This is a genomic window from Burkholderia sp. Bp8991, from assembly GCF_003853795.1.
In the GTDB taxonomy this organism is placed as follows: Bacteria; Pseudomonadota; Gammaproteobacteria; order Burkholderiales; family Burkholderiaceae; genus Burkholderia.
In genome coordinates, this window is the sequence record NZ_QTQJ01000009.1 from 121,483 (window position 1) to 147,692 (window position 26,210).

The 26,210-nt window shown below is 71.2% G+C and carries 24 protein-coding genes and 3 riboswitches; of the genes, 15 read left to right on the forward strand and 9 right to left on the reverse strand.

Annotation, left to right across the window (positions count from 1 at the left end):
- Nucleotides 1-2: 2 nt before the first annotated feature.
- From cobO to cobA, 3 genes are read right to left on the reverse strand one after another with little or no spacing between them, the layout of a single operon-like run.
- A complete protein-coding gene (gene cobO, locus DIE02_RS12860; RefSeq protein ID WP_044843565.1) occupies nucleotides 3-605 on the reverse strand; it encodes a cob(I)yrinic acid a,c-diamide adenosyltransferase in 603 nt (200 codons plus the stop codon).
- Between the two features lie 34 nt (nucleotides 606-639).
- A complete protein-coding gene (locus tag DIE02_RS12865; protein ID WP_124485507.1) occupies nucleotides 640-1,017 on the reverse strand; it encodes a cobalamin biosynthesis protein in 378 nt (125 codons plus the stop codon).
- Nucleotides 1,014-1,823 (reverse strand): uroporphyrinogen-III C-methyltransferase, encoded by an 810-nt coding sequence (gene cobA / locus DIE02_RS12870; RefSeq protein ID WP_185500366.1) that lies wholly within the window; start codon nucleotides 1,821-1,823, stop codon nucleotides 1,014-1,016. Before cobA ends, DIE02_RS12865 begins: the two co-directional genes overlap by 4 nt.
- Before the next feature lie 109 nt (nucleotides 1,824-1,932).
- Nucleotides 1,933-2,169: riboswitch (cobalamin riboswitch) on the reverse strand.
- Between the two features lie 131 nt (nucleotides 2,170-2,300).
- Nucleotides 2,301-2,564: riboswitch (cobalamin riboswitch) on the forward strand.
- Nucleotides 2,565-2,748: 184 nt separating this feature from the next.
- On the opposite strand from cobA, the gene DIE02_RS12875 reads away from it, so the two are divergent.
- The 8 genes from DIE02_RS12875 to DIE02_RS12910 all read left to right on the forward strand — a co-directional run bounded on the left by DIE02_RS12875 (nucleotide 2,749) and on the right by DIE02_RS12910 (nucleotide 12,103).
- Entirely contained in the window at nucleotides 2,749-3,807 is a 1,059-nt protein-coding gene (locus DIE02_RS12875; RefSeq protein WP_124485505.1) for a HoxN/HupN/NixA family nickel/cobalt transporter, read from the forward strand.
- 25 nt (nucleotides 3,808-3,832) lie between these two features.
- On the forward strand, nucleotides 3,833-4,921 hold the full coding sequence (gene cobW, locus DIE02_RS12880) for a cobalamin biosynthesis protein CobW (RefSeq protein ID WP_124485504.1): 1,089 nt from the start codon (nucleotides 3,833-3,835) through the stop codon (nucleotides 4,919-4,921).
- Between the two features lie 6 nt (nucleotides 4,922-4,927).
- The gene (cobN, locus tag DIE02_RS12885) at nucleotides 4,928-8,740 is read left to right on the forward strand and encodes a cobaltochelatase subunit CobN (RefSeq protein WP_124485503.1); all 3,813 of its coding nucleotides are present in this window, start codon (nucleotides 4,928-4,930) and stop codon (nucleotides 8,738-8,740) included.
- Entirely contained in the window at nucleotides 8,737-9,825 is a 1,089-nt protein-coding gene (locus DIE02_RS12890; RefSeq protein ID WP_124485502.1) for an ATP-binding protein, read from the forward strand. The genes cobN and DIE02_RS12890 overlap by 4 nt, the downstream gene beginning before the upstream one ends.
- Before the next feature lie 68 nt (nucleotides 9,826-9,893).
- Nucleotides 9,894-10,502, forward strand: a complete 609-nt coding sequence (locus tag DIE02_RS12895; RefSeq protein WP_124485501.1) for a VWA domain-containing protein — start codon at nucleotides 9,894-9,896, stop codon at nucleotides 10,500-10,502.
- A gap of 84 nt (nucleotides 10,503-10,586) precedes the next feature.
- Nucleotides 10,587-11,039: a YaiI/YqxD family protein gene (locus DIE02_RS12900; protein WP_044843557.1), complete on the forward strand. Its 453-nt coding sequence runs from the start codon at nucleotides 10,587-10,589 to the stop codon at nucleotides 11,037-11,039.
- 128 nt (nucleotides 11,040-11,167) lie between these two features.
- Nucleotides 11,168-11,740 (forward strand): DUF1993 family protein, encoded by a 573-nt coding sequence (locus DIE02_RS12905; protein WP_124485500.1) that lies wholly within the window; start codon nucleotides 11,168-11,170, stop codon nucleotides 11,738-11,740.
- A gap of 36 nt (nucleotides 11,741-11,776) precedes the next feature.
- Complete coding sequence (locus DIE02_RS12910; protein WP_124485499.1) at nucleotides 11,777-12,103, forward strand: low molecular weight protein tyrosine phosphatase family protein; 327 nt, start codon at nucleotides 11,777-11,779, stop codon at nucleotides 12,101-12,103.
- 15 nt (nucleotides 12,104-12,118) lie between these two features.
- On the opposite strand, the gene DIE02_RS12915 is transcribed toward DIE02_RS12910, so the two are convergent.
- Together DIE02_RS12915 and DIE02_RS12920 are read right to left on the reverse strand one after the other, a co-directional pair.
- Nucleotides 12,119-12,547, reverse strand: a complete 429-nt coding sequence (locus DIE02_RS12915) for an NUDIX hydrolase (protein WP_044843626.1) — start codon at nucleotides 12,545-12,547, stop codon at nucleotides 12,119-12,121.
- 145 nt (nucleotides 12,548-12,692) lie between these two features.
- Nucleotides 12,693-12,935, reverse strand: a complete 243-nt coding sequence (locus tag DIE02_RS12920) for a hypothetical protein (RefSeq protein WP_124485498.1) — start codon at nucleotides 12,933-12,935, stop codon at nucleotides 12,693-12,695.
- Nucleotides 12,936-13,207: 272 nt separating this feature from the next.
- Between DIE02_RS12920 and DIE02_RS12925 the strand changes: the two genes are divergently transcribed.
- The 4 genes from DIE02_RS12925 to DIE02_RS12940 all read left to right on the forward strand — a co-directional run bounded on the left by DIE02_RS12925 (nucleotide 13,208) and on the right by DIE02_RS12940 (nucleotide 17,910).
- The gene (locus DIE02_RS12925) at nucleotides 13,208-14,422 is read left to right on the forward strand and encodes a CaiB/BaiF CoA-transferase family protein (RefSeq protein WP_124529067.1); all 1,215 of its coding nucleotides are present in this window, start codon (nucleotides 13,208-13,210) and stop codon (nucleotides 14,420-14,422) included.
- A gap of 117 nt (nucleotides 14,423-14,539) precedes the next feature.
- Nucleotides 14,540-15,841 carry a CitMHS family transporter gene (locus DIE02_RS12930; protein ID WP_124485496.1) on the forward strand — a complete coding sequence of 434 codons (1,302 nt, stop codon included), beginning with the start codon at nucleotides 14,540-14,542 and terminating at the stop codon, nucleotides 15,839-15,841.
- 106 nt (nucleotides 15,842-15,947) lie between these two features.
- The gene (locus tag DIE02_RS12935; protein ID WP_124485495.1) at nucleotides 15,948-17,114 is read left to right on the forward strand and encodes an acyl-CoA dehydrogenase family protein; all 1,167 of its coding nucleotides are present in this window, start codon (nucleotides 15,948-15,950) and stop codon (nucleotides 17,112-17,114) included.
- A 52-nt stretch (nucleotides 17,115-17,166) separates the two neighbouring features.
- Nucleotides 17,167-17,910 carry an IclR family transcriptional regulator gene (locus tag DIE02_RS12940; protein ID WP_124485494.1) on the forward strand — a complete coding sequence of 248 codons (744 nt, stop codon included), beginning with the start codon at nucleotides 17,167-17,169 and terminating at the stop codon, nucleotides 17,908-17,910.
- 246 nt (nucleotides 17,911-18,156) lie between these two features.
- On the opposite strand, the gene cobJ is transcribed toward DIE02_RS12940, so the two are convergent.
- The 4 genes from cobJ to cobG are packed head-to-tail and all read right to left on the reverse strand — an operon-like array spanning nucleotide 18,157 to nucleotide 22,610.
- Complete coding sequence (gene cobJ, locus DIE02_RS12945) at nucleotides 18,157-19,902, reverse strand: precorrin-3B C(17)-methyltransferase (protein WP_124485493.1); 1,746 nt, start codon at nucleotides 19,900-19,902, stop codon at nucleotides 18,157-18,159.
- Nucleotides 19,899-20,633 carry a precorrin-2 C(20)-methyltransferase gene (locus DIE02_RS12950; RefSeq protein WP_124485492.1) on the reverse strand — a complete coding sequence of 245 codons (735 nt, stop codon included), beginning with the start codon at nucleotides 20,631-20,633 and terminating at the stop codon, nucleotides 19,899-19,901. The genes cobJ and DIE02_RS12950 overlap by 4 nt, the downstream gene beginning before the upstream one ends.
- Nucleotides 20,630-21,256: a precorrin-8X methylmutase gene (locus DIE02_RS12955; protein WP_124485491.1), complete on the reverse strand. Its 627-nt coding sequence runs from the start codon at nucleotides 21,254-21,256 to the stop codon at nucleotides 20,630-20,632. Before DIE02_RS12955 ends, DIE02_RS12950 begins: the two co-directional genes overlap by 4 nt.
- Nucleotides 21,249-22,610, reverse strand: a complete 1,362-nt coding sequence (gene cobG / locus DIE02_RS12960; RefSeq protein ID WP_311766815.1) for a precorrin-3B synthase — start codon at nucleotides 22,608-22,610, stop codon at nucleotides 21,249-21,251. The genes DIE02_RS12955 and cobG overlap by 8 nt, the downstream gene beginning before the upstream one ends.
- 106 nt (nucleotides 22,611-22,716) lie before the next feature.
- Nucleotides 22,717-22,909: riboswitch (cobalamin riboswitch) on the reverse strand.
- A 226-nt stretch (nucleotides 22,910-23,135) separates the two neighbouring features.
- Here cobG and cbiE point away from each other — a divergent pair.
- The 3 genes from cbiE to DIE02_RS12975 are packed head-to-tail and all read left to right on the forward strand — an operon-like array spanning nucleotide 23,136 to nucleotide 26,187.
- Complete coding sequence (gene cbiE / locus DIE02_RS12965; RefSeq protein WP_124485717.1) at nucleotides 23,136-24,371, forward strand: precorrin-6y C5,15-methyltransferase (decarboxylating) subunit CbiE; 1,236 nt, start codon at nucleotides 23,136-23,138, stop codon at nucleotides 24,369-24,371.
- Nucleotides 24,371-25,459, forward strand: coding sequence for a cobalt-precorrin-5B (C(1))-methyltransferase (locus tag DIE02_RS12970; protein ID WP_124485489.1), 1,089 nt, complete (start codon nucleotides 24,371-24,373; stop codon nucleotides 25,457-25,459). The genes cbiE and DIE02_RS12970 overlap by 1 nt, the downstream gene beginning before the upstream one ends.
- Nucleotides 25,456-26,187, forward strand: coding sequence for a cobalt-precorrin-6A reductase (locus DIE02_RS12975; RefSeq protein ID WP_124485488.1), 732 nt, complete (start codon nucleotides 25,456-25,458; stop codon nucleotides 26,185-26,187). The genes DIE02_RS12970 and DIE02_RS12975 overlap by 4 nt, the downstream gene beginning before the upstream one ends.
- The last annotated feature ends 23 nt before the right edge of the window (nucleotides 26,188-26,210 follow it).

Here is a 26,210-nt window from a genome sequence, read left to right on the forward strand (position 1 = left end):
GCTCAGAACTCCACGCCGGGTTGCGCCTTCACGCCTTGCTCCTTGTACGGATGCTTGACGAGACGCATTTCGGTGACGAGGTCGGCCGCGTCGATCAGCGCATCGGGCGCATGCCGCCCGGTGACGACGACGTGCACCGATTCCGGGCGCGCGACGAGCGTCGCGAGCACTTCGTCGAGCGGCAGGTATTCGTACTTCAGCACGGTGTTCAGCTCGTCGAGGATCACCATCCGGTACTCGCCGCTTTCGATCATCCGGCGCGCCTCGTCCCAGCCCTTGCGCGCGGTTGCGATGTCGGCGTCGCGGTTCTGCGTGTTCCACGTATAGCCGTCGCCCATCGTCACGAAGTCGCATTGCGCGACCGCGCCGAGGAAGTCGCGCTCGGACGTGTGCAGCGCGCCCTTGATGAACTGCACGACGCCAAGCCGCATGCCATGGCCGAGCACGCGCACGGCCATGCCGAACGCGGCCGTGCTCTTGCCCTTGCCGTTGCCGGTATTGACGATCAGCAGGCCCTTTTCCTGGGTAGCGGCAGCCTGCTTCTTTTCATGGCCGGCGCGGCGGCGTTCGGTCATCCGCTGATGGGATTCGGCATCGGTCTTCATCGGGAATCGTCCTGTCGAAAGCGAAACAAAAGGTTCAGAGCGGGCCGGCGAGCGCGACCGTCACGCCGTCCCGGATGGATTTGGGGCCGAGCAGCCGGCCATCGGGCGCCGCGAGCCGCGCGCACGGCTCGGCCACGCCCGCGACGCCGAAACGCGCGAGCGCCGCAGCCGACGGGCCGCTCAAGGCCGGTTCGGGGCACCGCGCGAGCTGCGCCGCGTCGAACGCGACGAGCGGCCAGCCGCGGCGTGCGCACAGCGTGCGCAGCGGCCGGGCACGCGCCTTGTCGGCGAGCGTCGCGACGACGGCCGGCTCGGCGTCCGGGTAGCGCGCCAGCGCCGCGCGGATCGCGGCATCGAGTTGCGCGGCCGTCACGCCCGCGCGGAAACCGACGCCGAGCGCGACGCGCATCATGCGCTGCCGCCGAGCGCCGCGCGCACCGCCGGATCGCCGGCGAGCGCCGCGACGCGGCCGATCACGACGATCGCGGGCGAGCCGATACCGGCGGCGCCCACGCGTTCGACGACCGTGTCGAGCGTCGCGAGCGCGTGCCGCTGCCCGTCGCGCGTCGCGTTCTCGATCGCCGCGCACGGCATGTCGCCGGGCACGCCGCCGTCACGCAGCGCGGCCACGATCGTGTCGAGCCGGCGTATGCCCATGTAGATCACGATCGTCATCCGCGTCGCGGCCAGCGCGCGCCAGTCGGGCTCGTCGGCGCCCGCGCCGTGGCCCGTGACGAAGATCACGCCCTGCGCGTCGCCGCGATGCGTGACCGGAATGCCGAGTGCGGCCGGGGCCGCGATACCTGCCGTGATGCCGTTCACGACCTCGACCGGGAAACCCGCCGCGCCGAGCGCGAGCAGCTCCTCGCCGCCGCGGCCGAACACGAACGGATCGCCGCCCTTGAGCCGCGCGACGCTGCGGCCCGCGCGCAGGTGCGCGAGCATCGCGGCGACGATCGTTTCCTGCGGCGTCGACGCGTGGCCGCCGCGCTTGCCGACGTGCTCGATGCGCGCGTCGGCGCGCGCATGGCGCAATACATCGGGGTTCACGAGATCGTCGACGAGCAGCACGTCGGCCGCGGCGATCGCGCGCACGGCCTTCAGCGTCAGCAGATCGGCGTCGCCGGGGCCGGCGCCGACGAGCCAGGCGCGGCTCATCGGGCGCGGCACGGCGCACACCGTGTCGTGGCAGTGGAAAGGGGACAGCGAGCGGCGCATCGGCGGCCGGCGGACAGGCAAGGCATGACGGATCGGGCGAAGCCCGCGCGAACGCGGGCGGAAAGCGCACCCCATCCGTCCCCCGCGGATCGGGCGTTCGGCGAGCAGCGGGCTCGCCCCTTGCGTCGGCCGGTATCCGGGCTGGCCGCTTGCCAGGCCGCAGCCTTCCCGCCCGCTGAAGGGCAGTGGCATCGCGGGCGGCCTGGGCGCGTGCGGGGGGAACCGCGGCGCGCGGGCGGCGTACCGTTGCGGGGACAGCACAGGCCGGGCGGACTTCCGCCTCCTGTTTCCCGTTTAACTGCGTGCGCGGAATGCGCATGCGAGCACCGAACGCGGCGCATACGATAGCACAGCGGTCGGCCCGCGCGAACCCGCCGCGCGGGCGCCGCAAGCGCCCCCGGTGCGATGCCGCCACCACGCCGGACGCGCCGCGGCAGGCCGTTCCGCCTTTACCTTGACGCTCCCCGCACCGCCGCCTACACTCGCACGCGTTTCGGTGCTCGCGCGCGCTCCTCCGGCGCGCGCAGTTAAACGGGAAACAGGGAGCCTGCCTGCGCCGCAGTCGGGCCAACCTGTGCTGCCCCCGCAACGGTAAGCGAACGCGTCGCGCCCAGCGCGATGCAGCGCCGCTTCGCCGCATGCCTGCCGCATGCGGACGACCGCCACTGGATGCCGCGCATCCGGGAAGGCGAAGCGGCGTGTTCGTCAGCCCGGATACCGGCCGAGACGTTGGGGTTCAGCGCCGCGGGGAGGCGGCGCATCGTCCACGGCCGCAGTTCGCCGGACGCCCGGGCGTTGCCCTTCCTTCGCCGATCCGTCAGCCGCTGCACGCGTGCGGGCCGGGGCGAAGAACGGCCAGCTCCGCGGGCAGGCCGACGACGGCCGTGTTGGCATTCATCATGTCGACCGTTCGCAAAGGAGCATCATGCTCGACTCGTTCTTCCGCCTGTTCAACGACAGCCCGTCCGGGCTGCGCGGCAAAATCGTCGCGATCTATTCATTGCTCGTCGCATTCAACGTCGGCGCGTGGATCTGGGCCTTCATCGCGTTTCGCGACCAGCCCGTGCTGCTGGGTACCGCGCTGCTCGCCTACGTGTTCGGGCTGCGCCACGCGGTCGACGCCGATCATATCGCCGCGATCGACAACGTCACGCGCAAGCTGATGCAGGAGGGCCGCAGCCCGCTCGGCGCGGGCCTGTTCTTCTCGCTCGGCCATTCGACGGTGGTGATCGTGATGTCGGTCGCGGTCGCGCTGACCGCGGCGTCGCTCGCGCGCTTCGAGAGCATGAAGACCTGGGGCGGCGTGATCAGCACGAGCGTGTCGGCGTTCTTCCTGCTGGTGCTCGCGGCCGCGAACCTGCTGATCCTGATCTCCGTGTACCGGACGTTTCGCGCGGCCCGCCGCGGCGAGCCGATCGTCGACGCCGACCTCGACATGCTGATGAACCAGCGCGGCGTGCTGGCCCGCCTGTTCCGGCCGTTGTTCCGCCTCGTGTCGCGCAGCTGGCACCTGTATCCGGTCGGCTTCCTGTTCGGCTTCGGCTTCGATACCGCGACCGAGATCGCGCTGTTCGGCATTTCGGCCACGCAGGTGCAGGGCGGCCTGTCGTTCTGGTCGGTGATGGCGCTGCCGGTGCTGTTCACCGCGGGCATGACGCTCGTCGACACGACCGACGGCATCCTGATGATGGGCGCGTACCGCTGGGCGTACGTGCGGCCGATCCGCAAGATCTACTACAACATGACGATCACGTTCGTGTCGGTGCTGGTTGCCGCGCTGATCGGCGGCATCGAGGTGCTCGCGCTGCTCGCGGACAAACTCTCGCTGCAGGGCCCGGTATGGGATTTCGCGACGATGGTCGCATCGCATTTCGGCATGCTCGGCTACGTCGTGATCGGCCTGTTCGTCGCGTGCTGGATCGTATCGGCCGCGATCTACCGCCTCAAACGCTACGACGAGATCGACGTGACGCTCTCGGCCTGACTCCCTTTTAGACACAGGACCCACCATGACCCTACGCAAGCTTCCCGTCACGATCGTCACGGGCTTTCTCGGCAGCGGCAAGACCACGCTGATGCGCCACATCCTGCAGCATGCAGAAGGCCGCCGCATCGCGGTGATCGTCAACGAATTCGGCGAGCTCGGCATCGACGGCGAAATCCTCAAGGGCTGCGGGATCGGCTGCGAGGATGCCGAGGGCGCCCGCAGCGAAGCGTCGGGCCAGCTGTACGAACTCGCGAACGGCTGCCTGTGCTGCACCGTTCAGGAGGAGTTCTATCCGGTGATGGAAGCGCTCGTCGAGCGCCGCGCCGACATCGATCACGTGCTGATCGAGACGTCGGGGCTCGCGCTGCCGAAGCCGCTCGTGCAGGCCTTCAACTGGCCGACGATCCGCAACAGCTTCACGGTCGACGCGGTCGTGACCGTCGTCGACGGGCCGGCCGCCGCGAGCGGCCAGTTCGCCGAGAACCCGCAGGCCGTCGACGCGCAGCGCCGCGCCGATCCGAACCTCGACCACGAATCGCCGCTGCATGAACTGTTCGCCGACCAGCTGTCGTCCGCCGATCTCGTGATCGTGAACAAGGCCGACCTCGTCGCCGACGCGCAGTTCGCCGCGGTCGAAGCCGCGATTCGCGAGGAGATCCCGCCGCAGGTGAAGGTCGTGCGCGCGACGCGCGGCGAGCTCGACCTCGCGATGCTGCTCGGCCTCGAATCGGCATCGGAGGAAACGATCCACCTGCGGCACGACCATCACGGCTCGGCCGACGACGGCGATCACGACCATCACCACGACGAATTCGATTCGGTGGTGGTGTCGGGCGACGCGGGCTCGCGCGAGGCGACGATCGCCGCGCTGCAGCGTGTCGTCGAGACGCACACGATCTACCGAGCGAAAGGCTTCGCGGCGCTGCCCGATGCGCCGATGCGGCTCGTGATCCAGGGCGTCGGCCGTCGCTTCGACAGCTATTTCGACCGTCGCTGGCAGGACGGCGAACCGCGTGCGAGCCGCTTCGTGCTGATCGGCGAGGATCTCGACGCGGCCGCGCTGCAGCGCGCGTTCGACGTCGCGTGCGCGGCCGAGCCGCAACAGGCGTAACGCACGATGCATCTGCTGCGCACCACGCCGGGCGGCTTCGTCGACGATACGCAGGGTGTCGTCCGGATCGACCAGCAGCCGGCCGACATCGTGATCCTGAGTTCGGCCGACACGACGCTGTCGCTGCTGGCCAGCGTCGTGCCGAAGCTGCCGGCCGGCTTTCCGAGCGTGCGGCTCGCGAACGTCACGTTCCTGCGGCAGCCGGCGTCGGTCGATTTCTATGTCGACGACGTGCTGCGTCATGCGAAGACGGTCGTGATCGATCATCTGGGCGGCGAAGCGTACTGGCCGTACGGGATCGAACAGGCCGTGTCGCTCGCGTCGAAACGCGGGCAGCAGCTCGCGATGTTCTCGGGCGACCTGCAGGAAGATCCGAACCTCGTCGCGAAGAGCACGGTCGCACCGGACCTGTGCCGGTTGTGGTGGCGCTATCTGCGCGAAGGCGGGATGCACAACGCCGAAGCGTTGCTGCGCAGCATCGCGTTCCATACGCTCGGGGTCGGCGACGAACCCGAGCTGCCGCGCCCGCTGCCCGCCGCCGCGCTGTATCACCCGGCGCGCGACCCGGCGAGCGTCGACGACTGGCGTCCGCGCTGGACGCCCGGCGCGCCCGTCGTCGCGATCCTGTTCTATCGTGCGCACTGGCAGGCCGCGAACACCGCCGTGTTCGACGCGCTGGCCGATGCGCTCGTGCGCGAAGGGCTCAATCCGCTGCCGATCGCGGTCACGTCATTGAAGGATGCCGTGAGCCGCGAGGTCATCACGCGGCTGTGCGACACGCACGGTGTCGCGCTCGTGCTGAACACCACGGCCTTCGCGGCCGGCGCGATCGACAGCCCCGAGCCCGACGTGCTCGCCGGCGACGCGCCGGTGCTGCAGGTGATCCTGTCCGGCGGCAACCGCGACGCGTGGGTGGCCGACAACCAGGGGCTGCACGCGCGCGACATCGCGATGCACATCGCGTTGCCCGAAGTCGACGGGCGCATCGTCACCCGCGCGGTGAGCTTCAAGGGGCTGGCGTATCGTTGTCCGCACACCGAGGTCGACGTCGTGCGCTACCAGCCGGACGCCGAACGGATCGCGTTCGTCGCGGCGCTCGCGCGCGGCTGGTGCCGGCTGCGCACGCTCGACCCTGCCGACAAGCGCATCGCGCTGATCCTCGCGAACTATCCGCAAAGCGAAGGGCGGATCGGCAACGGCGTCGGGCTCGACACGCCGGCGTCCGCGCTGCGCGTGCTGGCGGCGCTGCGCGACGCGGGCTATAGCGTGGCCGACCTGCCGGCCGACGGCGACGCGCTGATCGCGCGGCTCACCGAAGGCGTGACCAACGACCCGGCCGTGCGCGCATTGCGCCCGGCGTTCCAGAGTTTCGCGCTGGCCGATTACATTGCGCATTTCGCGCGACTGCCGGCCGCCGTGCGCGACGCGCTGAACGCACGCTGGGGCCCGCCCGAAGCCGATCCGACGCTGCGGCAGGGGCGCTTCACGATCGCAGGCTGGCGCGCGGGCAACGTGTTCGTCGGCATCCAGCCGTCGCGTTCGCGCGGCGAGAACGACTATGCGAGCTACCACGACGCGGATCTCGTGCCGCCGCACGCGTACCTCGCGTTCTATTTCTGGCTGCGCGATGCGTTCGGCATCGACGCGGTCATCCACCTCGGCAAGCACGGCAACCTCGAATGGCTGCCGGGCAAGAGCGTCGCGCTGTCCGACGCGTGCTGGCCCGACCTGACGCTCGGGCCGCTGCCGCACCTGTATCCGTTCATCGTCAACGATCCGGGCGAGGGCAGCCAGGCGAAGCGCCGCGCGCAGGCGGTGATCATCGATCACCTGATGCCGCCGCTCACGCGCGCGGAAAACTACGGCCCGCTGCAGGATCTCGAACGGCAGGTCGACGAATACTACGAGGCGCTGATGGTCGATGCGCGGCGCGCGAAGCTGCTGCGCAAGACGATCCTCGCGACGATCGCCGAACACCGGCTGCACGACGAACTGAGCGTGTCGCCGCCGCGCGATGCGGGCGACGAAGATGCGCTGCTGACGCGCGTCGACGCGTGGCTGTGCGAATTGAAGGAAGCGCAGATTCGCGACGGGCTGCATGTGTTCGGCGCGTCGCCGGCCGAGCGTCAGCGCCGCGACACGCTGCTCGCGCTCGCGCGCTTTCCGGTCGGCGACGGCAAGGGCGAACGTGCGGGGCTGATCGGCGCGCTCGCGCGCGATCTCGCGCTCGGCGACGATTTCGATCCGCTCGCGGCCGACTGGGCCGCGCCGTGGACGGGCCCGCGGCCGGCCGTGCTGCAGGCGCTCGACACATCGCCGTGGCGCCATGCGGGCGACACGCGCGAGCGGCTCGAACGGCTCGCGCAGCAGTGGCTCGACGGCGTGTGTGCGGCCGGCACGTCCGGCGCTTCCGGGATCGGCACGACGCCGCCCGGCGACTGGCCGCATACGCTCGCCGTCATCGAACGCGTGCGCGCGACGCTGATGCCCGCGCTCGACGCGTGCGGCGGCGAGGAAATGCGCCAGCTGCTGCGCGGGCTCGATGGCCGCTTCGTGCCGCCGGGGCCGAGCGGCTCGCCGTCGCGCGGCCGCCCCGACGTGCTGCCGACGGGCCGCAACTTCTATTCGGTCGATACGCGCGCGGTGCCGACGCAGGCCGCGTGGTCGCTCGGGCTGAAATCCGCGCAGCAGCTGATCGAACGTCATCTGCAGGATCACGGCGACTATCCGCGCGCGATCGGGCTGTCGGTCTGGGGGACGGCCACGATGCGCACCGGCGGCGACGACATCGCGCAGGCGTTCGCGCTCCTCGGCGTGCGGCCGAAATGGGCGCACGGCAGCCATCGCGTGACCGACTTCGAGATCCTGCCGATCGAGATCTTCGACCGGCCGCGCATCGATGTGACGCTGCGCGTGTCCGGCTTCTTCCGCGACGCGTTCCCGAACCTGATGCACCTGTTCGACGCCGCCGTGCAGGCCGTCGCCGCGCTCGACGAGCCGGAGGCCCTGAACCCGATCCGCGCGCGCGTCGAGCGCGAACGCGCAACGTGGATCGAGCGGGGCGTGGCGCCGGACGAAGCGCGACGCCGTGCCGGCTGGCGCGTGTTCGGCGCGCGGCCGGGCAGCTACGGCGCCGGCCTGCAGGACCTGATCGACCAGCGCCACTGGCAGAGCGACGCCGATCTCGCCGATGCGTACCGCCAGTGGGGCGGCCACGCATACGCGCAGAACAGCGCGGGCGAGCCCGCGCCCGACGTGTTCGGCGAGCGGCTCGCGACGATCGACGTGGTCGTGCAGAACCAGGACAGCCGCGAACACGACATCCTCGATTCGAACGACTACTACCAGTTCCAGGGCGGGATGACGGCGGCCGTCCGGCACCTGTCCGGGCAGCAGCCGAGCATCTATCACGGCGACCATGCGAACCCGGCCGCGCCGAAGATGCGCACGCTGCGCGAGGAGATCGCGCGCGTGATCCGCTCGCGCGTCGTCAATCCGAAATGGCTCGACGGCGTCAAGCGCCATGGCTACAAGGGCGCGGCCGAAATGGCCGCGACCGTCGACTACCTGTACGGCTATGACGCGACCGCGCGCGTGCTGTCGGACCACCAGTACGCGCTCGTCGCCGACGCGTACCTGTTCGACGACGACACGCGCGCGTTCCTCGAACGCCACAACCCGAAGGCGCTGCACGGCATCTGCGAACGCTTCGTCGAAGCGATGCAGCGCGGGCTGTGGCAGCAGCCGGGCGACTATCGCGAGCGGATCGAAGCGGTCTGGCTCGACAGCGAACAACTTCAGGAAGGAGGACGGCGATGACCGATCCAACGACGCAGCACGCACGCGCGGTATTCCCGTTCGCGGCGCTGGTCGCGCAGCAACCGCTGCAGCAGGCGCTGCTGCTCGCGGCGATCGACCCGTCGCTCGGCGGCGTGCTCGTCAGCGGGCCGCGCGGCACCGCGAAATCGACCGCCGCACGCGCGCTCGCCGAACTGCTGCCCGAAGGGGCATTCGTCACGCTGCCGCTGTCGGCGAGCGACGAGCAGGTCACGGGCACGCTCGATCTCGCGCATGCGCTCGCCGAAAACGGCGTGCGCTTCCGGCCGGGCCTGCTCGCGCGCGCGCATCGCGGCGTGCTGTACGTCGACGAGGTGAACCTGCTCGCCGACGGGCTCGTCGATACGCTGCTCGATGTCGCCGCGAGCGGCGTGAACGTGGTCGAGCGCGATGGCGTGTCGCATGCGCACGACGCGCGCTTCGTGCTGGTCGGCACGATGAACCCCGAGGAAGGCGAACTGCGCCCGCAATTGCTCGACCGCTTCGGGCTGATGGTCGAGCTCGCGAACTGCTTCGACGCCGCGCAGCGCGAGCAGATCGTGAAGGCGCGCCTCGCGTTCGATCTCGATCCGGATGCGTTTCGCGCACGTCACGCGACTGCACAGCGCGACCTCCGCGACCGCATCCACGCGGCGCGGGCAAAGTTGTCGACGCTGGATTTCGACGATGCGGTTCACGCGCGCGTCAGCGCGCTGTGCATCGACGCGGCCGTCGACGGCCTGCGCGCCGACCTCGTGATGCTGCGGGCCGCGCGCGCACTCGCGGCGCTGGAACAGGCCGACGCGGTGACGGTGTCACATGTCGAACGCGTAGCCGACGCGGTGCTGCGGCATCGGCGTCATGCGGGTGCGCCGCCGTCGTCGGGCGCGTCGCAGTCGAATGCAGAGGGCGGCGGCGACCGCGACGACCCTGCGCCGCCGGACCTGCGCCGGCAGCCCGATCATCGACCGGGCGCGGCACGAAACGATGCAACGGCGTCGCAAGGCGACTGGGGCTACCTGCCGCCCGAGCCCGCCGGACTGCGCGACGTGAAAGGCGTGGTGCCGCTGCCGCTAAAAAAACGCTGAGCCATCGAGCCGACGCCGCCGCGAACACCGTTCGCGGTCCTCGATGGCTGCCAGGCGCCGCCGCGCGCGTGCCGGGTACGGTGCGTGCCGGCACGGCCGTTGCATGGCCGGCGACGCTCGCCGCGAAGCGCGGCGGCCCGCTGCACGCCGACCACCTGCGTTTTCGCAAGCAGGCCGGCACGCCGCGCGCACTCCATTGCTTCGTGCTCGACTGTTCGGCGTCGATGCTGTCGCACGAACGGCTCGCGCTCGCGAAAGGGCTGATCGTCGCGTACTTCGACCAGGCCGCGCGCGACCGCGTGGCAACCGCGCTGATCTGTTTCGGCGGCAACGGCGCCGAGCGGCGCTTCGGCCCGGCCGTGCCGCGCTGGTGGAATGCGCGCTGGCTCGAGCCGGTGGACGGCGGCGGCGGCACACCGCTTGCGGACGGCATCGCCGCCGCCGGACACTTGCTCGCCGGCGCCGCACGGCGCACGCCGGACCAGCAGCGCTGGCTGTGGGTGCTGTCCGACGGGCGCACGCGCGAAACACCACCGAAACCGGCGGCCGCCGATCACGTCGTGTTCGTCGATTTCGACGATGCAGCCGTGCGGATCGGGCAGGGCAGGCGGCTCGCCGATGCATGGGGCGCGCAATGGATGACGGCCGCGTCGCTGTGCCCACGGCTGGCCGGCTGATCCGGTGATCGGGCGCGCGGGCCGGGCGGGCCGATTGCCGGCGCTGCGCTATGATCGCCGTTTCTACTCACCGGAATGCCTTCCATGCAAGTACTCGTCGATGCCGACGCGTGTCCCGCCGTCATCAAGGACATGCTGTTTCGCGCCGCGCGTCGCGCCGAGATCTGCGTGACGCTGGTCGCGAACCAGTTCCTGCGCACGCCGCCGTCGCCGTTCATCAAGGCGTTGCAGGTGCCGGCCGGCTTCGACGTGGCCGATGCGCGGATCGTCGAGCTCGCGGCAGCCGGCGATCTCGTGATCACTGCCGACATCCCGCTGGCCGCCGCCGTCCTCGACAAGGGCGCGCATGCGCTCGACCCGCGCGGCAACTGGTTCAGCCGCGAGAACATCGAGGAGCGCCTGTCGACGCGCGCGATGATGGATCAGCTGCGCAGCGCGGGCATCGATACGGGCGGGCCGGCCCCGTTCAGCGCACGCGACGGCAAGGCGTTCGCGTCGCAGCTCGACCGGTTCCTGGCACGCCACGGCAAGCCGTGACACATCAGGCCCCGCGCGTCGATCGTGCGATACGTCACCGGTTTCGCGTCGAACCGTCCGCTACGGCAGAATACGGATGCTGCCCCGGCATCGATGTCGTGGCGCGAACGACCCACCGGAGGGCATGGATGTCACCGACTCAACTTCTCGTTCCAACCTTCACCCAGATGCTGCGCGCGCAATCCGCGTGGCTCGACAAGGCCGTGGCGCACCGGCAGGCCGCCGGCGACGCGCCCGATGCGGTGCTCGCGCTGAAGCTCGCACCCGACATGTATCCGCTTGCGGCGCAGGTGCGGTTTTCGTGCTTCCAGGCGATGGAACCCGTCTACCGGCTGCGCGGCGAACCGCTGCCGGACGCGCTGCTGGCGTTGCGGGAAGCCGGCTGGCATGCCGATGCGCAGCCCGGCACGCTGGGCGACGCACAGGGCATCCTCGCCGGCACGATCGCGTTCCTCGGCGAACTCGCGCCCGACGCACTCGACGGTGGCGCCGCGCTGCCGATCGCGCTCGCACTGCCGAACGGTATCGCGTTCGACATGACCGGCGAGCAGTACGTGCGCGACTGGGCGCTGCCGCAGTTCTATTTTCATTCGATCGCTGCGTACGCGATCCTGCGCCATCACGGCGTCGAGCTGGGCAAGGCCGACTACGTGCCGCACATGCTGGCCTACGTGCGGCCCGGCACGATTCCGCAGGGTTGAACGGTCGAGCGGACGATCCCGCCGCCGCGCACCGGCATGACACGCGCCCTGTTCATCTGCAGCCGCAATCGGCTGCGCAGCCCGACGGCCGAGGCGGTGTTCGCCGCGTGGCCGGGCGTCGAAACCGACTCCGCGGGCCTCGCGCCCGACGCGGAAACGCGTCTGTCCGCGGAACAGCTCGAATGGGCCGAGATCGTGTTCGTGATGGAACGCGCGCACCAGGCGAAGCTGCACGCCCGATTCGGCGCCCGGCTGAAGCAAAAGAAGATCGTCTGTCTCGACATCCCCGACCGCTACGCCTACATGCAGCCCGAGCTGGTCGCACTGCTCGAGCGCAAGGCCGGGCCATTGCTGCGCGCGTGAGCCGCGCGGGCCGGTTCAGCGCGAGCGAGGCGGCCCGTCCGCGAGCGCGGAAAAGCGGTCGAGGTGCAGCAGCTCGATGATCTTGCGGGTCGGCACGCTCGCACGCAGCGTCTCCAGCCGCTCGACGTCGAACCACTTGCAGCGCGCGATCTCGTTGCTCGCGCGTGGCGTCAGGTGTTTCGGCACGTCGGCCACGAACACGTGATGGAGCTTCGTGAGGCCGCCGAACTGCACCGCGTAGTCGAGCGCGAGCCCCTCCAGCCGCGTTTCCTCCGCCAGTTCCCGCTGCGCGGCCTCCAGCGGCGTCTCGCCGCGCCGGATCGTGCCGCCCGGCAGCGACCAGCGCGCCGCGGTACGGGCGACCAGCAGCACGCTGCTGCGCTGGCGGCACACGATCGTGGCGCGTTCCTTGATGCTGACGACGGTATCCGGCCCGGTATTCATGTTCGGCAAAACAAAACTGGTGCTCAATCGTGAAGGGAAATGCACGTCGGCCGATCGCCGGGCACGACGGCATGCAAGCCGCCGCGCCGATCATACCGGCCGTTCGTGACAGTTCCGTGCGTTGTCGCGCGCAACGCGGATCACCTCACGCGTGCGTGTCGATCCCCGCGCGCGCCGGCTTTCCGGACCGCCCGTGGTGCTGCTTGTGGACGGTACGCCGGTGGTGATGCGGCGGCGTCACGTGCGGGCGCACCGGCGCGGGTCGTGCCACCGGCGCGGCGGCCCGCGGCTGTAATTGTCCCTCGCCAAAATGGAAGGTCTGGGTTTGCGCGCGGGCGACGCCCAGCGTCGACGCCAGCAGGATGGCCGCGAGCAGCATGCGTTTCATGAAATCTCCGCCTTTCTTCAGTTGAGCACCGTCCGCCAGCTTAGCGAATCGCGGCCCGGCGCGGCAACCGGCCGGCGTTCGGTGGCGTCCCCACTTGCGGCCGGCCGCGTTCTCGGCGCGGCCGCCGGGGCATCTCCTGCTTGACAATGAAATTCTCGAGTGTGAATATAAATTCACACACAAGAATTATTCTTCGAGTCCGGACAACCGTGCCGCTGCTGTCGGCCCGGCGGAACCGGCGGTCCGATCAACCGGAAGCAGGAGCGAGACGCATGGCGGAACTGAAGCAGCAGGGCGCGTTGGCGGGGTTGCGCATCATCGATCTGTCGCGGGTGCTGGGCGGCCCGTACGCGACGCAGATCCTCGCCGACCACGGCGCGGAGGTGATCAAGGTCGAACCGCCGTCGGGCGACGAGACGCGCACCTGGGGGCCGCCGTTCGACGGCGACACGGCGTCGTATTTCCTCGGCGTGAACCGCAACAAGCTCGGCATCGCGCTCGACCTGACGCAGCCGGCGGATCGCGAGCGGCTGCTCGGCCTGCTCGAGCACGCCGATGCGCTGGTCGAGAACTTCAAGATCGGCACGATGGAGCGCTGGGGCCTCGGCTTCGACACGCTGCACGCGCGCTTTCCGCGCCTCGTCCATTGCCGCGTCTCGGGCTTCGGCGCGGACGGCCCGCTCGGCGGCCTGCCCGGCTACGACGCGGCCGTGCAGGCGCTGGCCGGGCTGATGAGCGTGAACGGCGAGGCGGGCGGCGCGCCGCTGCGCGTCGGCGTGCCGATCGTCGATCTCGTCACCGGGCTGAACGCGGCGCTCGGCGTGCTGATGGCGCTGCGCGAACGCGATGCGAGCGGGCGCGGCCAGTTCGTCGAAGCGACGCTGTTCGACTGCGCGCTGTCGATCCTGCATCCGCATACGCCGAATTTCTTCCATTCCGGGAAGGCGCCGGCGCGCACCGGCAACGCGCATCCGAACATCACGCCGTACGACAGTTTTCCGACCGCGAGCGTCGACATCTTTCTCGCGGTCGGCAACAACGGGCAGTTCGCCGCGCTGTGCGACGTGCTCGGCACGCGCGACTGGCCCGCCGATCCGCGCTTCGCCGACAACCGCGCGCGCAGCGCGAACCGCGCCGCGTTGCGCGCGCTGCTCGAAACGGCGCTGGCCGCGCACGACGGCGCGGCGCTCGCCGAGCAGCTGATGCGCCGCGGCGTGCCGTGCGCGCCGGTGCTCGGGCTCGATGCGGCGCTCGACCATCCGCACGTCGCACATCGGCAGATGAAGGTCGAACTGGGCCGGCATCGCGGCATCGCGTCGCCGATCAAGCTCGGCCGCACACCGGCCACGTACCGGCGGCCGCCGCCGGCGCTGAACGAACACGCGGCACAGGTGTTTGCCGAGGATGCATGCGACGCCGGCCACGCCAACGACGCCAACGACACCAACGACACCAACGACAACGCCGGCCGCACGCGCCGCAACTGACACGCCTGGCGGCCGGCGGCCGTGCGAAGGCGCCCGACGCCGCCGCACGCCCGCACGCCGCTTCGGACATCGCGCCGCACCGCGCCCGACGCGCGCCGGCGCCAGAGGAGACATATCATGCTCGCATGGATCGGCGCGATCGCGATCGTCGCGCTGTTCGGCCTGATCATCACGAAGCGGCTGTCGCCGCTCGTCGCACTGATCGTCGTGCCGGTGGCCGCGTCGCTCGCGGCCGGCTTCGGACTCTCGACCGGCACGTTCATCGTGCGCGGCGTGCAGAACATCGGCCCGATCGCCGGGATGTTCGTTTTTGCGATTCTATTTTTCGGAATCCTCACCGATGCGGGGATGCTCGACCCGATCATCGCGGGCGTGCTGCGCGTGATCGGCTGCCATCCGCCGCGCATCGTGACGGGCTCGGCGCTGCTCGCGCTGCTGATCCACCTGGACGGCTCGGGCGCCGTCACGTTTCTCGTCACGCTGCCCGCGATGATGCCGCTCTATACGCGGCTCGGCATGGACCGGCGGATTCTCGCGTGCGTCGCGTCGATGGCGGCCGGGGTCAACTTCCTGCCGTGGGTCGGGCCGATGCTGCGCGCGTCGGCGGCCTTGCACATTCCCGGCTCGGCGATCTTCATGCCGATGATCCCGGTGCAGATCGTCGGGCTCGCGTTCGTGTTCGGCACCGCCTACGTGCTCGGCGTGCGCGAGGCCAGGCGGCTCGGGCTCGATCGCGCCGGCGCGGCGTCGCTCGCGGTCGCGCCGCGCGAGCTGACCGACGCCGAGCGCGTGCTGCGCCGGCCCGGCCGCTTCCGGATCAACCTGGCGCTGACGCTCGTCGTGCTCGGCACGCTGGTGTCGGGCATCGTCGACCCGATGGTGATGTTCATGCTCGGCACGGTCGCCGCGCTCGTCATCAACTATCCGGACGTGCAGGCGCAGCGCGAGCGGATCGACGCGCACGCGAAGGCCGCGCTGATGATGGCGAGCGTGCTGCTCGCGGCCGGCGCGTTCACCGGGATCATGTCCGGCACCGGGATGCTGAAGGCGATGGCCGAGGTCGTCGTCGCGCACGTGCCGGTCGAGCATGCGCGCCACATGCCGTTCGTGCTCGGCCTGCTGTCGATGCCGCTCAGCCTGCTGTTCGATCCCGATTCGTTCTACTTCGGCGTGCTGCCGGTGCTCGCGGAAAGCGCGAAGCTGCTCGGCGTACCGCCGATCCAGATGGCGCAGGCCGCGCTGCTCGGCCAGATGACCACCGGGTTCCCGGTCAGTCCGCTCACGCCCGCGACGTTCCTGATCGTCGGCCTGACCGGCGTCGAGCTGGCCGAGCACCAGAAGTTCACGATCCCGTTCCTGTTCGCCGCCACCGTGCTGATGGTCTTCGCCGCGGTCGTGGCGGGCGTGTTTCCGTTGTGAGCGTCCGCGTGCCTGTCGCGCCGCGCCGGCCGCCACCGCGCCCCCTCGAAGGCCGACATCGTCTCGAGCGCGGCGCGGCCGTTCACGTTTTCCTGGAGAGCAATCCATGCAGTTCGACCTGACCGACGACCAGCGCGCGATCGAAAGCGCGATCGAGAAAATCTGCGAACGCTTCGGCGACGATTACTGGCTCGAGCGCGATCGCGCGGGCGGATTTCCGTCCGACTTTCACGCGGCGCTCGCCGAGGCCGGCTGGCTCGGCATCGCGATGGATCCGGCCCACGGCGGCGCCGGGCTCGGGATGACCGAGGCCGCGCTGATGATGCGCACGATCAGCGCGTCGGGCGCCGGCCTGTCGGGTGCCTCGGCCGTCCACATGAACATCTTCGGGCTGAACCCGGTGCAGGTGTTCGGCAACGACGCGCAGAAGGCGCGCTTCCTGCCGCCGCTGATCGCCGGGCGCGACAAGGCCTGCTTCGCGGTGACCGAGCCCGACGCCGGCCTCGACACGACGCACCTGAGCACGCAGGCGCGCCGCGACGGCGACCACTACGTGCTGAGCGGACGCAAGATCTGGATCTCGACCGCGCAGGTCGCGAACAAGATGCTGATCATCGCGCGCACGACGCCGCTCGACCAGGTCGCGAAGCCGACCGACGGCTTGAGCCTGTTCTACACCGACCTCGACCGTGCGCGCGTCGAGGTGCGCGAGATCGAGAAAATGGGCCGCAAGGCCGTCGATTCGAACATGCTGTTCATCGACAACCTGCGCGTGCCGCGCGACGACCTGATCGGCAACGAAGGCGACGGCTTTCGCTACCTGCTGCACGGGCTGAACCCCGAGCGGATCCTGATCGCCGCCGAGGCGATCGGCCTCGGTCAGGCCGCGCTGCGACGCGCGACGCAGTATGCGTGCGAGCGCGTCGTGTTCGGCCGGCCGATCGGGCAGAACCAGTCGATCCAGCATCCGCTCGCGCAGGCGTGGATGCAGCTCGAGGCCGCGTGGCTGATGGTGATGAAGGCCGCGACGCGCTACGACGCGGGGCAGCCGTGCGGCGCGGAGGCGAACGCCGCGAAGTACCTCGGCGCGGAAGCCGCGTTCCAGGCCTGCCAGACGGCGATCGCGACGCACGGCGGGATGGGCTATGCGAAGGAATACCATGTCGAGCGCTACCTGCGCGAGTGTATGATTCCGAGGCTCGCGCCCGTGAGTCCGCAACTGATCCTGTGCTACATCGCGGAGAAGGTGCTCGGGCTGCCGAAGTCGTACTGACACGCGGCGGCTCGCCCGGCGCGCGTTTCCCGTTCCGAATCAAGCGCTCGTCATGGACGTCAAACTCGTTGCCCGCACGCTCGATCTCTTCGAGCTGTTCGCCGCCGAACGGCGGCCGCTGCCGCTCACCGAACTCGCGCGCCTGCTCAACGTGCCGGCGTCGAGCTGCCTGGCGATGGCGCGCACGCTCGTGAGCCGCGGCTATCTGTACGAGGTGCGCAAGCGCGGCGGCTACTATCCGACGCGGCGCCTGCAGACGATCGCCGCCGCGATCGACGCGACCGATCCCGTCGTCGACATCGTGCATCCGCATCTCGTCGCGCTGCGCGACGCGAGCCGCGAGACGGCCGTGCTCGGCAAGATCCAGGGCGCGTCGGTCACGTATCTCGACGTCGTCGAGTCGGAGCAGGCGATCCGCTATACGCGCCAGCCGGGCGAGCTGCGCCCGCTGCATGCGAACTCGATCGGCAAGGCGATCTTCGCGGAACTCGCGAGCGATGCGCAGCAGGCGCTCGGCGCGCAGTTGTCGTTCGAGCGCTTCACCGATGCGACGGTGGCCGACCTGCCGGCGCTCGTCGCGCAAACCGCGCGGTTTCGCGAACTCGGCTGGGCCGAGAACTTCGGCGAGAGCGCGCCCGAGCTGTCGGCGATCGCGGTCGCGCTGACGCTCGACGGCGACTGGTACGGGCTGTCGGTCGTCGGGCCGACCGAGCGGATCCGCCAGCATCGCGACACGCATGCAGCGCTGCTGGTCGATGCGAAGGCGCGGCTGCTGGCCGAGCAGGGGCGCGGGTAGCAAGGACCGCGAAGCGGGGCGGGGCGCTTGCTTCGCTTCGCGTCCGTTCGCCGCGATGGCGAATGCCGGATAGCGACCGGGAACGGCCGCATCGCATCACGTGCCGGTACGCCGCTCGCCGTCGAGCTTCCCGAAGGTCGCTGCGAACGCGTACGGCTGCCGCGCGATATCCGGGCAGCTCGACGCCCGAACCACGCCACCGCCCCGGCCAGCAAGGCTGGACTGTGGCTCAATCCGCATCAAAGTTCAGCGATACCAGCGCGGCGTATACACCCACTCACGCCCGTCGCCGATCGCGAAACGTCGCGTCGTCGACGAACCGACGATCACCATCGTGCGCATGTCCACCTGATCGCTGCGCAGCGCGCCGAGCGTCGTCGTCGCGAGCGTCGCGCCGGGCCGGCCGATGTCGCGGCCGAGCACGACTACCGTATCGGCCGCGCGGTGCGCACGCACCGCATCGAGCGCACGATCGAGCTGCCACGGCCGAGCACGCGAGATCGGGTTGTAGAACGCCATCACCAGATCGGCTTGCGCCGCGTGCCGCAGGCGCGTCTCGATCACGTCCCACGGCTTCAGGTTGTCCGACAGCGAGATCGCGCAGAAATCGTGGCCGAGCGGCGCGCCGGCCTGCGCGGCGGTCGCGAGCGATGCCGATACGCCGGGTTCGATGCGCAGTTCGACCGCGGCCCAGCGCGGATCGCGCGCTTCGTCGAGGGCTTCGAGCACGGCCGCGGCCATCGCGAACACGCCGGGATCGCCCGACGACACGACCGCGACGCGCCGGCCCTCGGCCGCCAGTTCGAACGCATGACGCGCACGCTGCATTTCCTCGCGATTGTCGGTGCCGTGCACGCGCTGCTCCGCGCGGAACGGGCCGGCCATCGTCACGTAGGTCGTATAGCCGAGGATATCGGTGGCGTCCGCGAGCGCGCTGCGCGCCGCGGGCGTGAGCCATGCGGCGTCGCCGGGGCCGAGGCCGAGCACCGTCAGGCGGCCGCGTGCACGTCCGAGCGTGGCGGGATCGACGGGCTCGGCAGCGACCGCGCACGCGAGGCCATCGGTCGCTGAGCGCAGCGTATGCGCAACGCGCAACGTGCGGGCGAGCAGGGTGGCGGCAGCGGTGTTGCCAGCGCGGGCCTTATCGCCTTCGCCATCACCATCGCCTTCGACATCGGCAAAGCGCAGCGGCACCTCCAGCATCCGTGCGGCGGCTTCGACCCGTGCATCGCCGAGCAACGTCGCCGGTGCGACGAGCGCGGCAAGCGCCAGCCGCGCGAGGCCGTGCGTGTCGAGCAGCGCGTCGATGCGTTCGGCAAGCGACGGCGCCGCATCGGCCCGCACGCCGCGCGCATCGACGCCGACCACCACGCTGCGCGGATGGATCACGAGTTCGTCCCGCGCGCCGCGCCACGCATCGGGCGTCACGCGGATCGCATGCGCGGCCGCGTCGTCGCGCGGCAGCGCGACATCGTCGAGCCACGGCGCCGCGCCGTCGACGCGCGTGGCCGCGCCCGCGAGCAGGTCGGACACGAAGCGCTTGCCTTGCTGGAGATCGGCGAGCGCATAGCCGTCGGGCGGGTTGAGCACGCATGCGCCGAAGCGCAGTTCGCCGCTCGTGGTGATCGCCGGCGCGACGCCGAGGCATTCGGCGATTTCGCGCGCGATCACGTTGACGCCCGTCAGCCCGCCGAGCAGCGGCACGACGGCCGACCCGTCTTCCGCGACCGCGAGTACCGGCGGTTCGACACCCTTGTCGGCGAGTGCCGGCGCGACGCAACGGATCACGATGCCGGCCGCGCACAGCGCGACGATCGGCAAGCCGCGCGCGTAGAGTTCGCGCAGGTGCGCGCCGAGTTCGTCGAACGGCACGTCAGCCTCGACGCGCGACGCGAGCCCGTGCACGGCGGCGCCCGGATAACGCGCCTGGATGCGCCGCGCGGTATCGAGCGCGCCCGCGCCGAGAATCACGATCGCGGGCGGAGTCGTCATCCTTGCCATTTTTCCCCCGGGACGACGAGCAGCGAGAAATACGGCGACGCCATCGGATCGACTTCGTCGAGCGGCACGATGCGCTGGGCCGCCATCGTCGCGCGCTCGACGTACAGCGCGCGCTTCGCGAGCCCCAGTTCGTCGAGCACGCGCCGCACCTTGTCGAAGTTGCGGCCGAGCTTCATCACGACGGCCGCGTCGGCCTGCGCGAGCCGCGCGCGCAATTCGTCCTCCGGCAGCACGCCGGACAGCACCGACAGGCTCTGGTTGCGATAGACGAGCGGCTGGCCGAGCACGGCCGTGCCGCCGAGCATCGCGCACACGCCCGGGATCACTTCGGTGTCGTAGCGCGGCGCGAGGCGATCGTGCAGGTACATGTACGACCCGTAGAAGAACGGGTCGCCTTCGCAGATCACCGCGACGTCGCGCCCGGCGTCGAGATGCGACGCGACGATCCCGGCCGCCGTGTCGTAGAAGTCGGCAATCACGGTCTCGTAGCAAAGCGGCGGCGCCAGCGCCTCGGTCGTCACCGGATAGACGAGCGGCAGTTGCGTCTGCGCGTCTCGCAGGTGCGCCTCGACGATTCCGTACGCATTGCCCTTCTTGCCCTTCGCGACGAAATACGCGACCACCGGCGCGGCCTGCAGCACGCGCAGCGCCTTGATCGTCATCAGTTCAGGATCGCCGGGGCCGACGCCGACCCCGAACAGGCGTCCGCGCGGGGCCGTCATTCGGCCTCCGTCGCGAGTGCGTTGACCGCGGCGGCCGCCATCGCGCTGCCGCCGCGCCGGCCGAGCAGCGCGACGTACGGCACGCCGCGGCTGTCGGCGTCGAGCGCCGCCTTCGATTCGGCCGCGCCGATGAAGCCGACCGGAAAGCCGAGGATCAGCGCGGGACGCGGCGCACCGGAGTCGATCATGTCGAGCAGGTGGAACAGCGCGGTCGGCGCATTGCCGATCACGACGACGCTGCCGGCCAGATGCGGGCGCCACAGTTCGAGCGCCGCGGCCGAGCGGGTGTTGCCGAGATGCCGCGCGAGGTCGGGCACTTCCGGTTCGCCGAGCGTGCAGATCACGCGATTGCCGGCCGGCAGCCGCGCGCGCGTGATGCCTTCGGCAACCATCTTCGCGTCGCACAGGATCGGCGCGCCGGCCGCGAGCGCCATACGGCCCGCCGTGCCGGCGCCGGCCGAGAAGCGCAGGTCGTAGGTGACATCGACCATCCCGCACGCGTGGATCACGCGCACCGCGAGTTTCTCGAGATCGGGCGGAACCTGCGACAGGTCGGCCTCGGCGCGGATCGTCGCGAACGACTGGCGGTAGATTTCCTGCCCGTCGCGAATGTAGTCAAGCATCGGTAGTGTCCTGGCTGTGGCGCGCGCCCGTCAGTCGGGCCGCGGCCTGGTCAATCGTCAGATGGCGCGCGAGCGGGGCGCCGAGGCCCGCGGCGGCGTCGCGCCGGTAAAGGTCGTAGCGCGCGGGCGCGACCGCGACGAGCGTATGCGTCGCGGGGTGCGGCAGCGCACAGTGGCGCTCGCAGCCGGTCAGGTGCACGTCGACCGGATGGCCGACGCGCGCGGCCAGCGCGAGCGCATCGCGTTTCGTATCGGCACGCGACTTCGCGCAGCCCGCGCTGCCGGTGCAGGCGACCAGCGCCGCCAGCGGGTCGGATGTCGTGCACACGAGCCCGAGCGACGCCAGCGCGTCGAGCACGGCCGGCGCACGTTCGTGCCGCACGCCGTGCACGAACACGCCTTGCCACGGCGTCATCGACAGCGTGCCGTCGCCGTCGGCGTCGGCCAGTGCCGCGAGCCGTTCCAGTTGCGACGCGTCGAGCCGGCCGAGCACGAACTGCGCGCCGATGCTGCAGCGATCCGCGTCGCGCGACGGCCGTGCGCCGAAACGCAGCGCGGCATCCGCTTGCGTGCGCCGCCAGCCGGCCAGTGCCGGACCGGCTTCGAGCGGGAACGGTACGTAATGCTGCGCACGCTCGCGCAACGCGCGTGCGCTGCCGGTCGCGAGCCACGCGCGCATCCGCGTGACGTCGGCCGGCGCGAGATCGAGGAACGCCAGCAGCAACGCGCGCACGAGCGCGACGGCCTGGTCCGGCGCCACGTCGAACGCAGCGGGCGGATCGCCGGGCGCGACCGGCGGACAGCCGGCCAGGCCCGCGGCGATGCGGACCGCGCCGTCGCCGCGACGCCACGCGGCGAGCCAGATGTCGTGCGGATGATCGAGCGCCGCGACCGATTCGCCGCCGTCGAGCTGGATCGAGAATTTCGGCGACAGTTCGCCGCGGCGCGGCTCGTGCGTCAGCATGTCGAGCAGCTCAAGCGCGAGTGTGCGGCTGTCGAGCAGCGCGTCGGGATCGCGCCCCGCAAGCGGGCTGAGCATCAGGTTGCGGACATCGTCGCTTGCGGCGAGCGCGGCGCGGTCGTCAGCGGCCTCCCCCGCGTTGATGCGTGGGCCCAGGCCCGCGTCGAGCAACGCGTCGACCAGCGTATCGGCCGTGCCGTCGCGAATGCCGCGCAACTGGAGATTCGCGCGATTGGTCGCGTCGATCGCGCCGGAGCCGCAGGCACGCGCGACGGCGGCGATCGCGCGCGCCTGCCGCGTGTCGAGCCGGCCGCCCGGCAGCTTGATCCGGCACAGCCCGCCGTCGGCGGCCGCGACGACGCGCACGAGCCCCGGGCAAGCCGAAGGGCGCACGACGGGCGAAGCAGGATTCGAATCGGGGGCGGATCTCAACGGGATACCGGGACAGTGTCGCGCCGCGGCCAACGCATCGGTACACCCCGCCCGACGCCGACTGGCACGCACGCACTTTCAGGCCGGCAGGTCTCCTGGCTGACAGGTCGGCGCCGGCTCCCGGCCTTCCCGGTGAAACCAGTGGCATGAGGGGGGAGATCGGCTCGCTGTCTACAGTTGCGGGGGCAGCCACAGCGGCGCGCGGCGCGCCCTGTGTTCCCTCTTCGGCCCCGAAGGGCACCGGCGAACGAACGGCCGTAGGATACCCGATTTCACCGGCGTTTCGGGACCCCCAGGCGACCGCCGGGCGACCGTCGGGCAGGCGCCGTGGCCGACGCGAAACGCGGCCCGGCGTCGGCGGGCTCGCAGATGAAACGCGCGGTGGAACACGGTACCATGCCGACTTTCGCAATGCGGACGGCCGCACCGGCGCCTTCACGGCCGCCGTGCGGCGACTCGATGGAATCGGACGAAGGGGAAGGGTGCATGACGGCGTGGCTGACGGTAGTGGGCATCGGCGACGACGGCTACGCGGGGCTCGGGCGCGGCGCGCGGCGCGCGCTGCTCGAGGCGAAGCGGGTCATCGGCGCGAAGCGGCACCTCGACATGCTGCCCGCGCGGCTGCCGGCCGAACGCGCCGCGTGGCCGTCGCCGTTCGACCTGTCGGGCCTGCTCGCGCAGCGCGGTTCGCCCGTCTGCGTGCTGGCGAGCGGCGACCCGATGCTGTTCGGCGTCGGCGCGACGCTCGCGCGCGAACTGTCCCCCGACGAATGGCGCGTGCTGCCCGCACCGTCGTCGCTGTCGCTGGCGGCCGCGCGGCTCGGCTGGGCGTTGCAGGACGTCGGCGCGGTGTCGCTCGTCGGCCGGCCGCTCGCGACGCTGGCGCGTCACCTGCTGCCGGGCCGGCGCCTGTTCGTGCTGAGCGCCGACGGCCGCACGCCGGCCACGGTCGCCGCCGAACTCGCCGCGCGCGGCTTCGGCCCGACGCGCATCAGCGTGTTCGAGCACCTCGGCGGCCCGCTCGAGCGGCGCATCGACGGGCTCGCGCAAGACTGGCACATCGACGAAACCGCCGCGCTCAATCTCGTCGCACTCGACTGCCAGGCAGGCCCCGATGCGCCGCGCCGCGCGCTCACGCCCGGCCTGCCCGACGACGCGTACCGCCACGACGGCCAGCTCACCAAGCGCGACATGCGCGCGCTGACGCTCGGACGCCTCGCGCCTGCCCCCGGCGAACTGTTGTGGGACGTCGGCGCGGGCAGCGGCTCGATCGGCATCGAGTGGATGCGCGCGCATCCGTCGTGCCAGGCGATCGCGATCGAGTCGCATGCGGAGCGGCAGCGCTACATCGAGCACAACCGCGACGCGCTCGGCGTACCGGGCCTGCAACTCGTGGCCGGGCGCGCGCCCGATGCGCTCGCGGGGCTCGCCGCGCCCGACGCGATCTTCATCGGCGGCGGCGCGACCGTGCCCGGCGTGCTCGACGCGTGCTGGTCGGCACTGAAGCCCGGCGGCCGGCTCGTCGCGAACGCGGTCACGCTGCAGGGCGAGCTGGCGCTCGCCGCGTGGCGCGACGCGCACGGCGGCACGCTCACGCGCGTATCGCTCGCGCACGCCGAGCCGCTCGGCCGCTTCGACACGTGGCGGCAGCCGTTGCCCGTCACGCTGTACGACGTGCACAAGCCCGCTTCCACGGCGACCGACCTCGCGGACCCTGCCTGATGCGCGACGAAACCCCCGAACAACCGGCACCGCTGCGCTTCGGCTACACGACCGGCAGCTGCGCGACCGCGACATCGCTCGCCGCCGCACGCGTGCTGCTCGCGGGCCGCGCGGACGATGCGGTCGAGATCGTGCTGCCGAAGGGGCAGCGCGTGATGATGCGGCTCGCGTTCTGCCGAGCCACGGCCGACGGCGCGGAAGCCGGCACGATCAAGGATGCCGGCGACGATCCGGACGTCACGCACGGCGCGCTGATCTTCGCGCGGGTCGCGCTCGCCGCCGTGCCCGGCGTGCGTTTTCACGCGGGGCCGGGGGTCGGCACCGTCACGCGCGCGGGGCTCACGCTGCCGGTCGGCGAACCGGCGATCAATCCGGTGCCACGCCAGATGATGACCGCGCACCTCGACGCGCTCGCGGCCGAATACGGCTACACGGGCGGCTTCGACGTGACGATCGGCGTCGAGGGCGGCGAGGCGCTCGCGCTGAAGACGATGAACCCGCGGCTTGGCATCGTCGGCGGCTTGTCGATTCTCGGCACGACCGGCATCGTGCGGCCGTTCTCGTGCTCGGCGTACATCGCGTCGATCCATCAGGGCATCGACGTCGCGCGCGCGAACGGGATCGCGCACATCGCCGCGTGCACCGGCAACGCGAGCGAGGATGCGATGCGCGCGCACTACGGCCTGCCCGACATGGCACTGATCGAAATGGGCGATTTCGCCGGCGCGGTGCTCAAGCACCTGCGCCGCGCGCCGGTCGCGCGCCTGTCGATGTGCGGCGGCTTCGGCAAGCTCAGCAAGCTCGCGGCCGGCCATCTCGACCTGCACAGCCGCCATTCGAGCATCGACCTGCCGCTGCTCGCGCAGTGGGCGGCCGAGGCGGGCGCGAACGACGCGCTGCAGGCCGCGATGCGCGCGGCGAACACCAGCCAGGAAGCGCTGAAGCTCGCGCAGGCCGAAGGCGTGCCGCTCGGCGACCTCGTCTGCGCGCACGCGCTGCGGGTCGCGCGCGACATCGTGCCGCCATCGGTCGCCGTCGAGATGTTCGCGATCGACCGGCAGGGCCGCTTCGTCGGGATCGCACGATGAGCGCGCGCATCCTGGTGCTCGGCGGCACCGGCGACGCGCTGAAGATCGCACGCGCGCTCGGTCCGCGGCACGTCTATAGCCTCGCGGGTCTCGGCAAGGTGCCCGACGACCTGCGCTGCGACGTGCGCGTCGGCGGCTTCGGCGGGGCGGCGGGGCTCGCCGCGTATCTGCGCGGTGCCGGCATCGGCCTCGTGATCGACGCCACGCATCCGTATGCCGCGCGCATCAGCGCGAACGCGGCGGCCGCCGCGCGCGACGCGGGCGTGCCGCTGTGGGCGCTGCGCCGCGCGCCGTGGGCGCCGCAACCCGGCGACGACTGGCGGATGGTCGACGACTGGGGCGGCATCGAGGCCGCGCTCGCGCCGTTCCGGCGGCCGCTGTTCACGCTCGGCCGCGAACCGCTCGCGCATCTCGACGCGATCCCGCCGCACCAGTTCTGGCTGGTGCGCTGCCTCGATGCGCATCCCGGCAACGCGCGCGCGCAGATCGTCGCCGCGCGCGGGCCGTTCACGCTCGAAAATGAGCGCGCGCTGTTCGCGCTCGCGGGCATCGACGTCGTCGTCAGCAAGAACAGCGGCGGCGCCGCGACCGAAGCCAAGCTCGACGTCGCGCGCGAACGCCGGCTGCCGGTCGTGATGCTGCGCCGGCCGCCGCTGCCTGACGCCGACCGCGCGTTCGACTCGGCCGCCGCGCTGCTCGATGCGCTCGACCCGGCCGCGCGTGCTTGATGCCACGCAACCCGGCTGTCCCA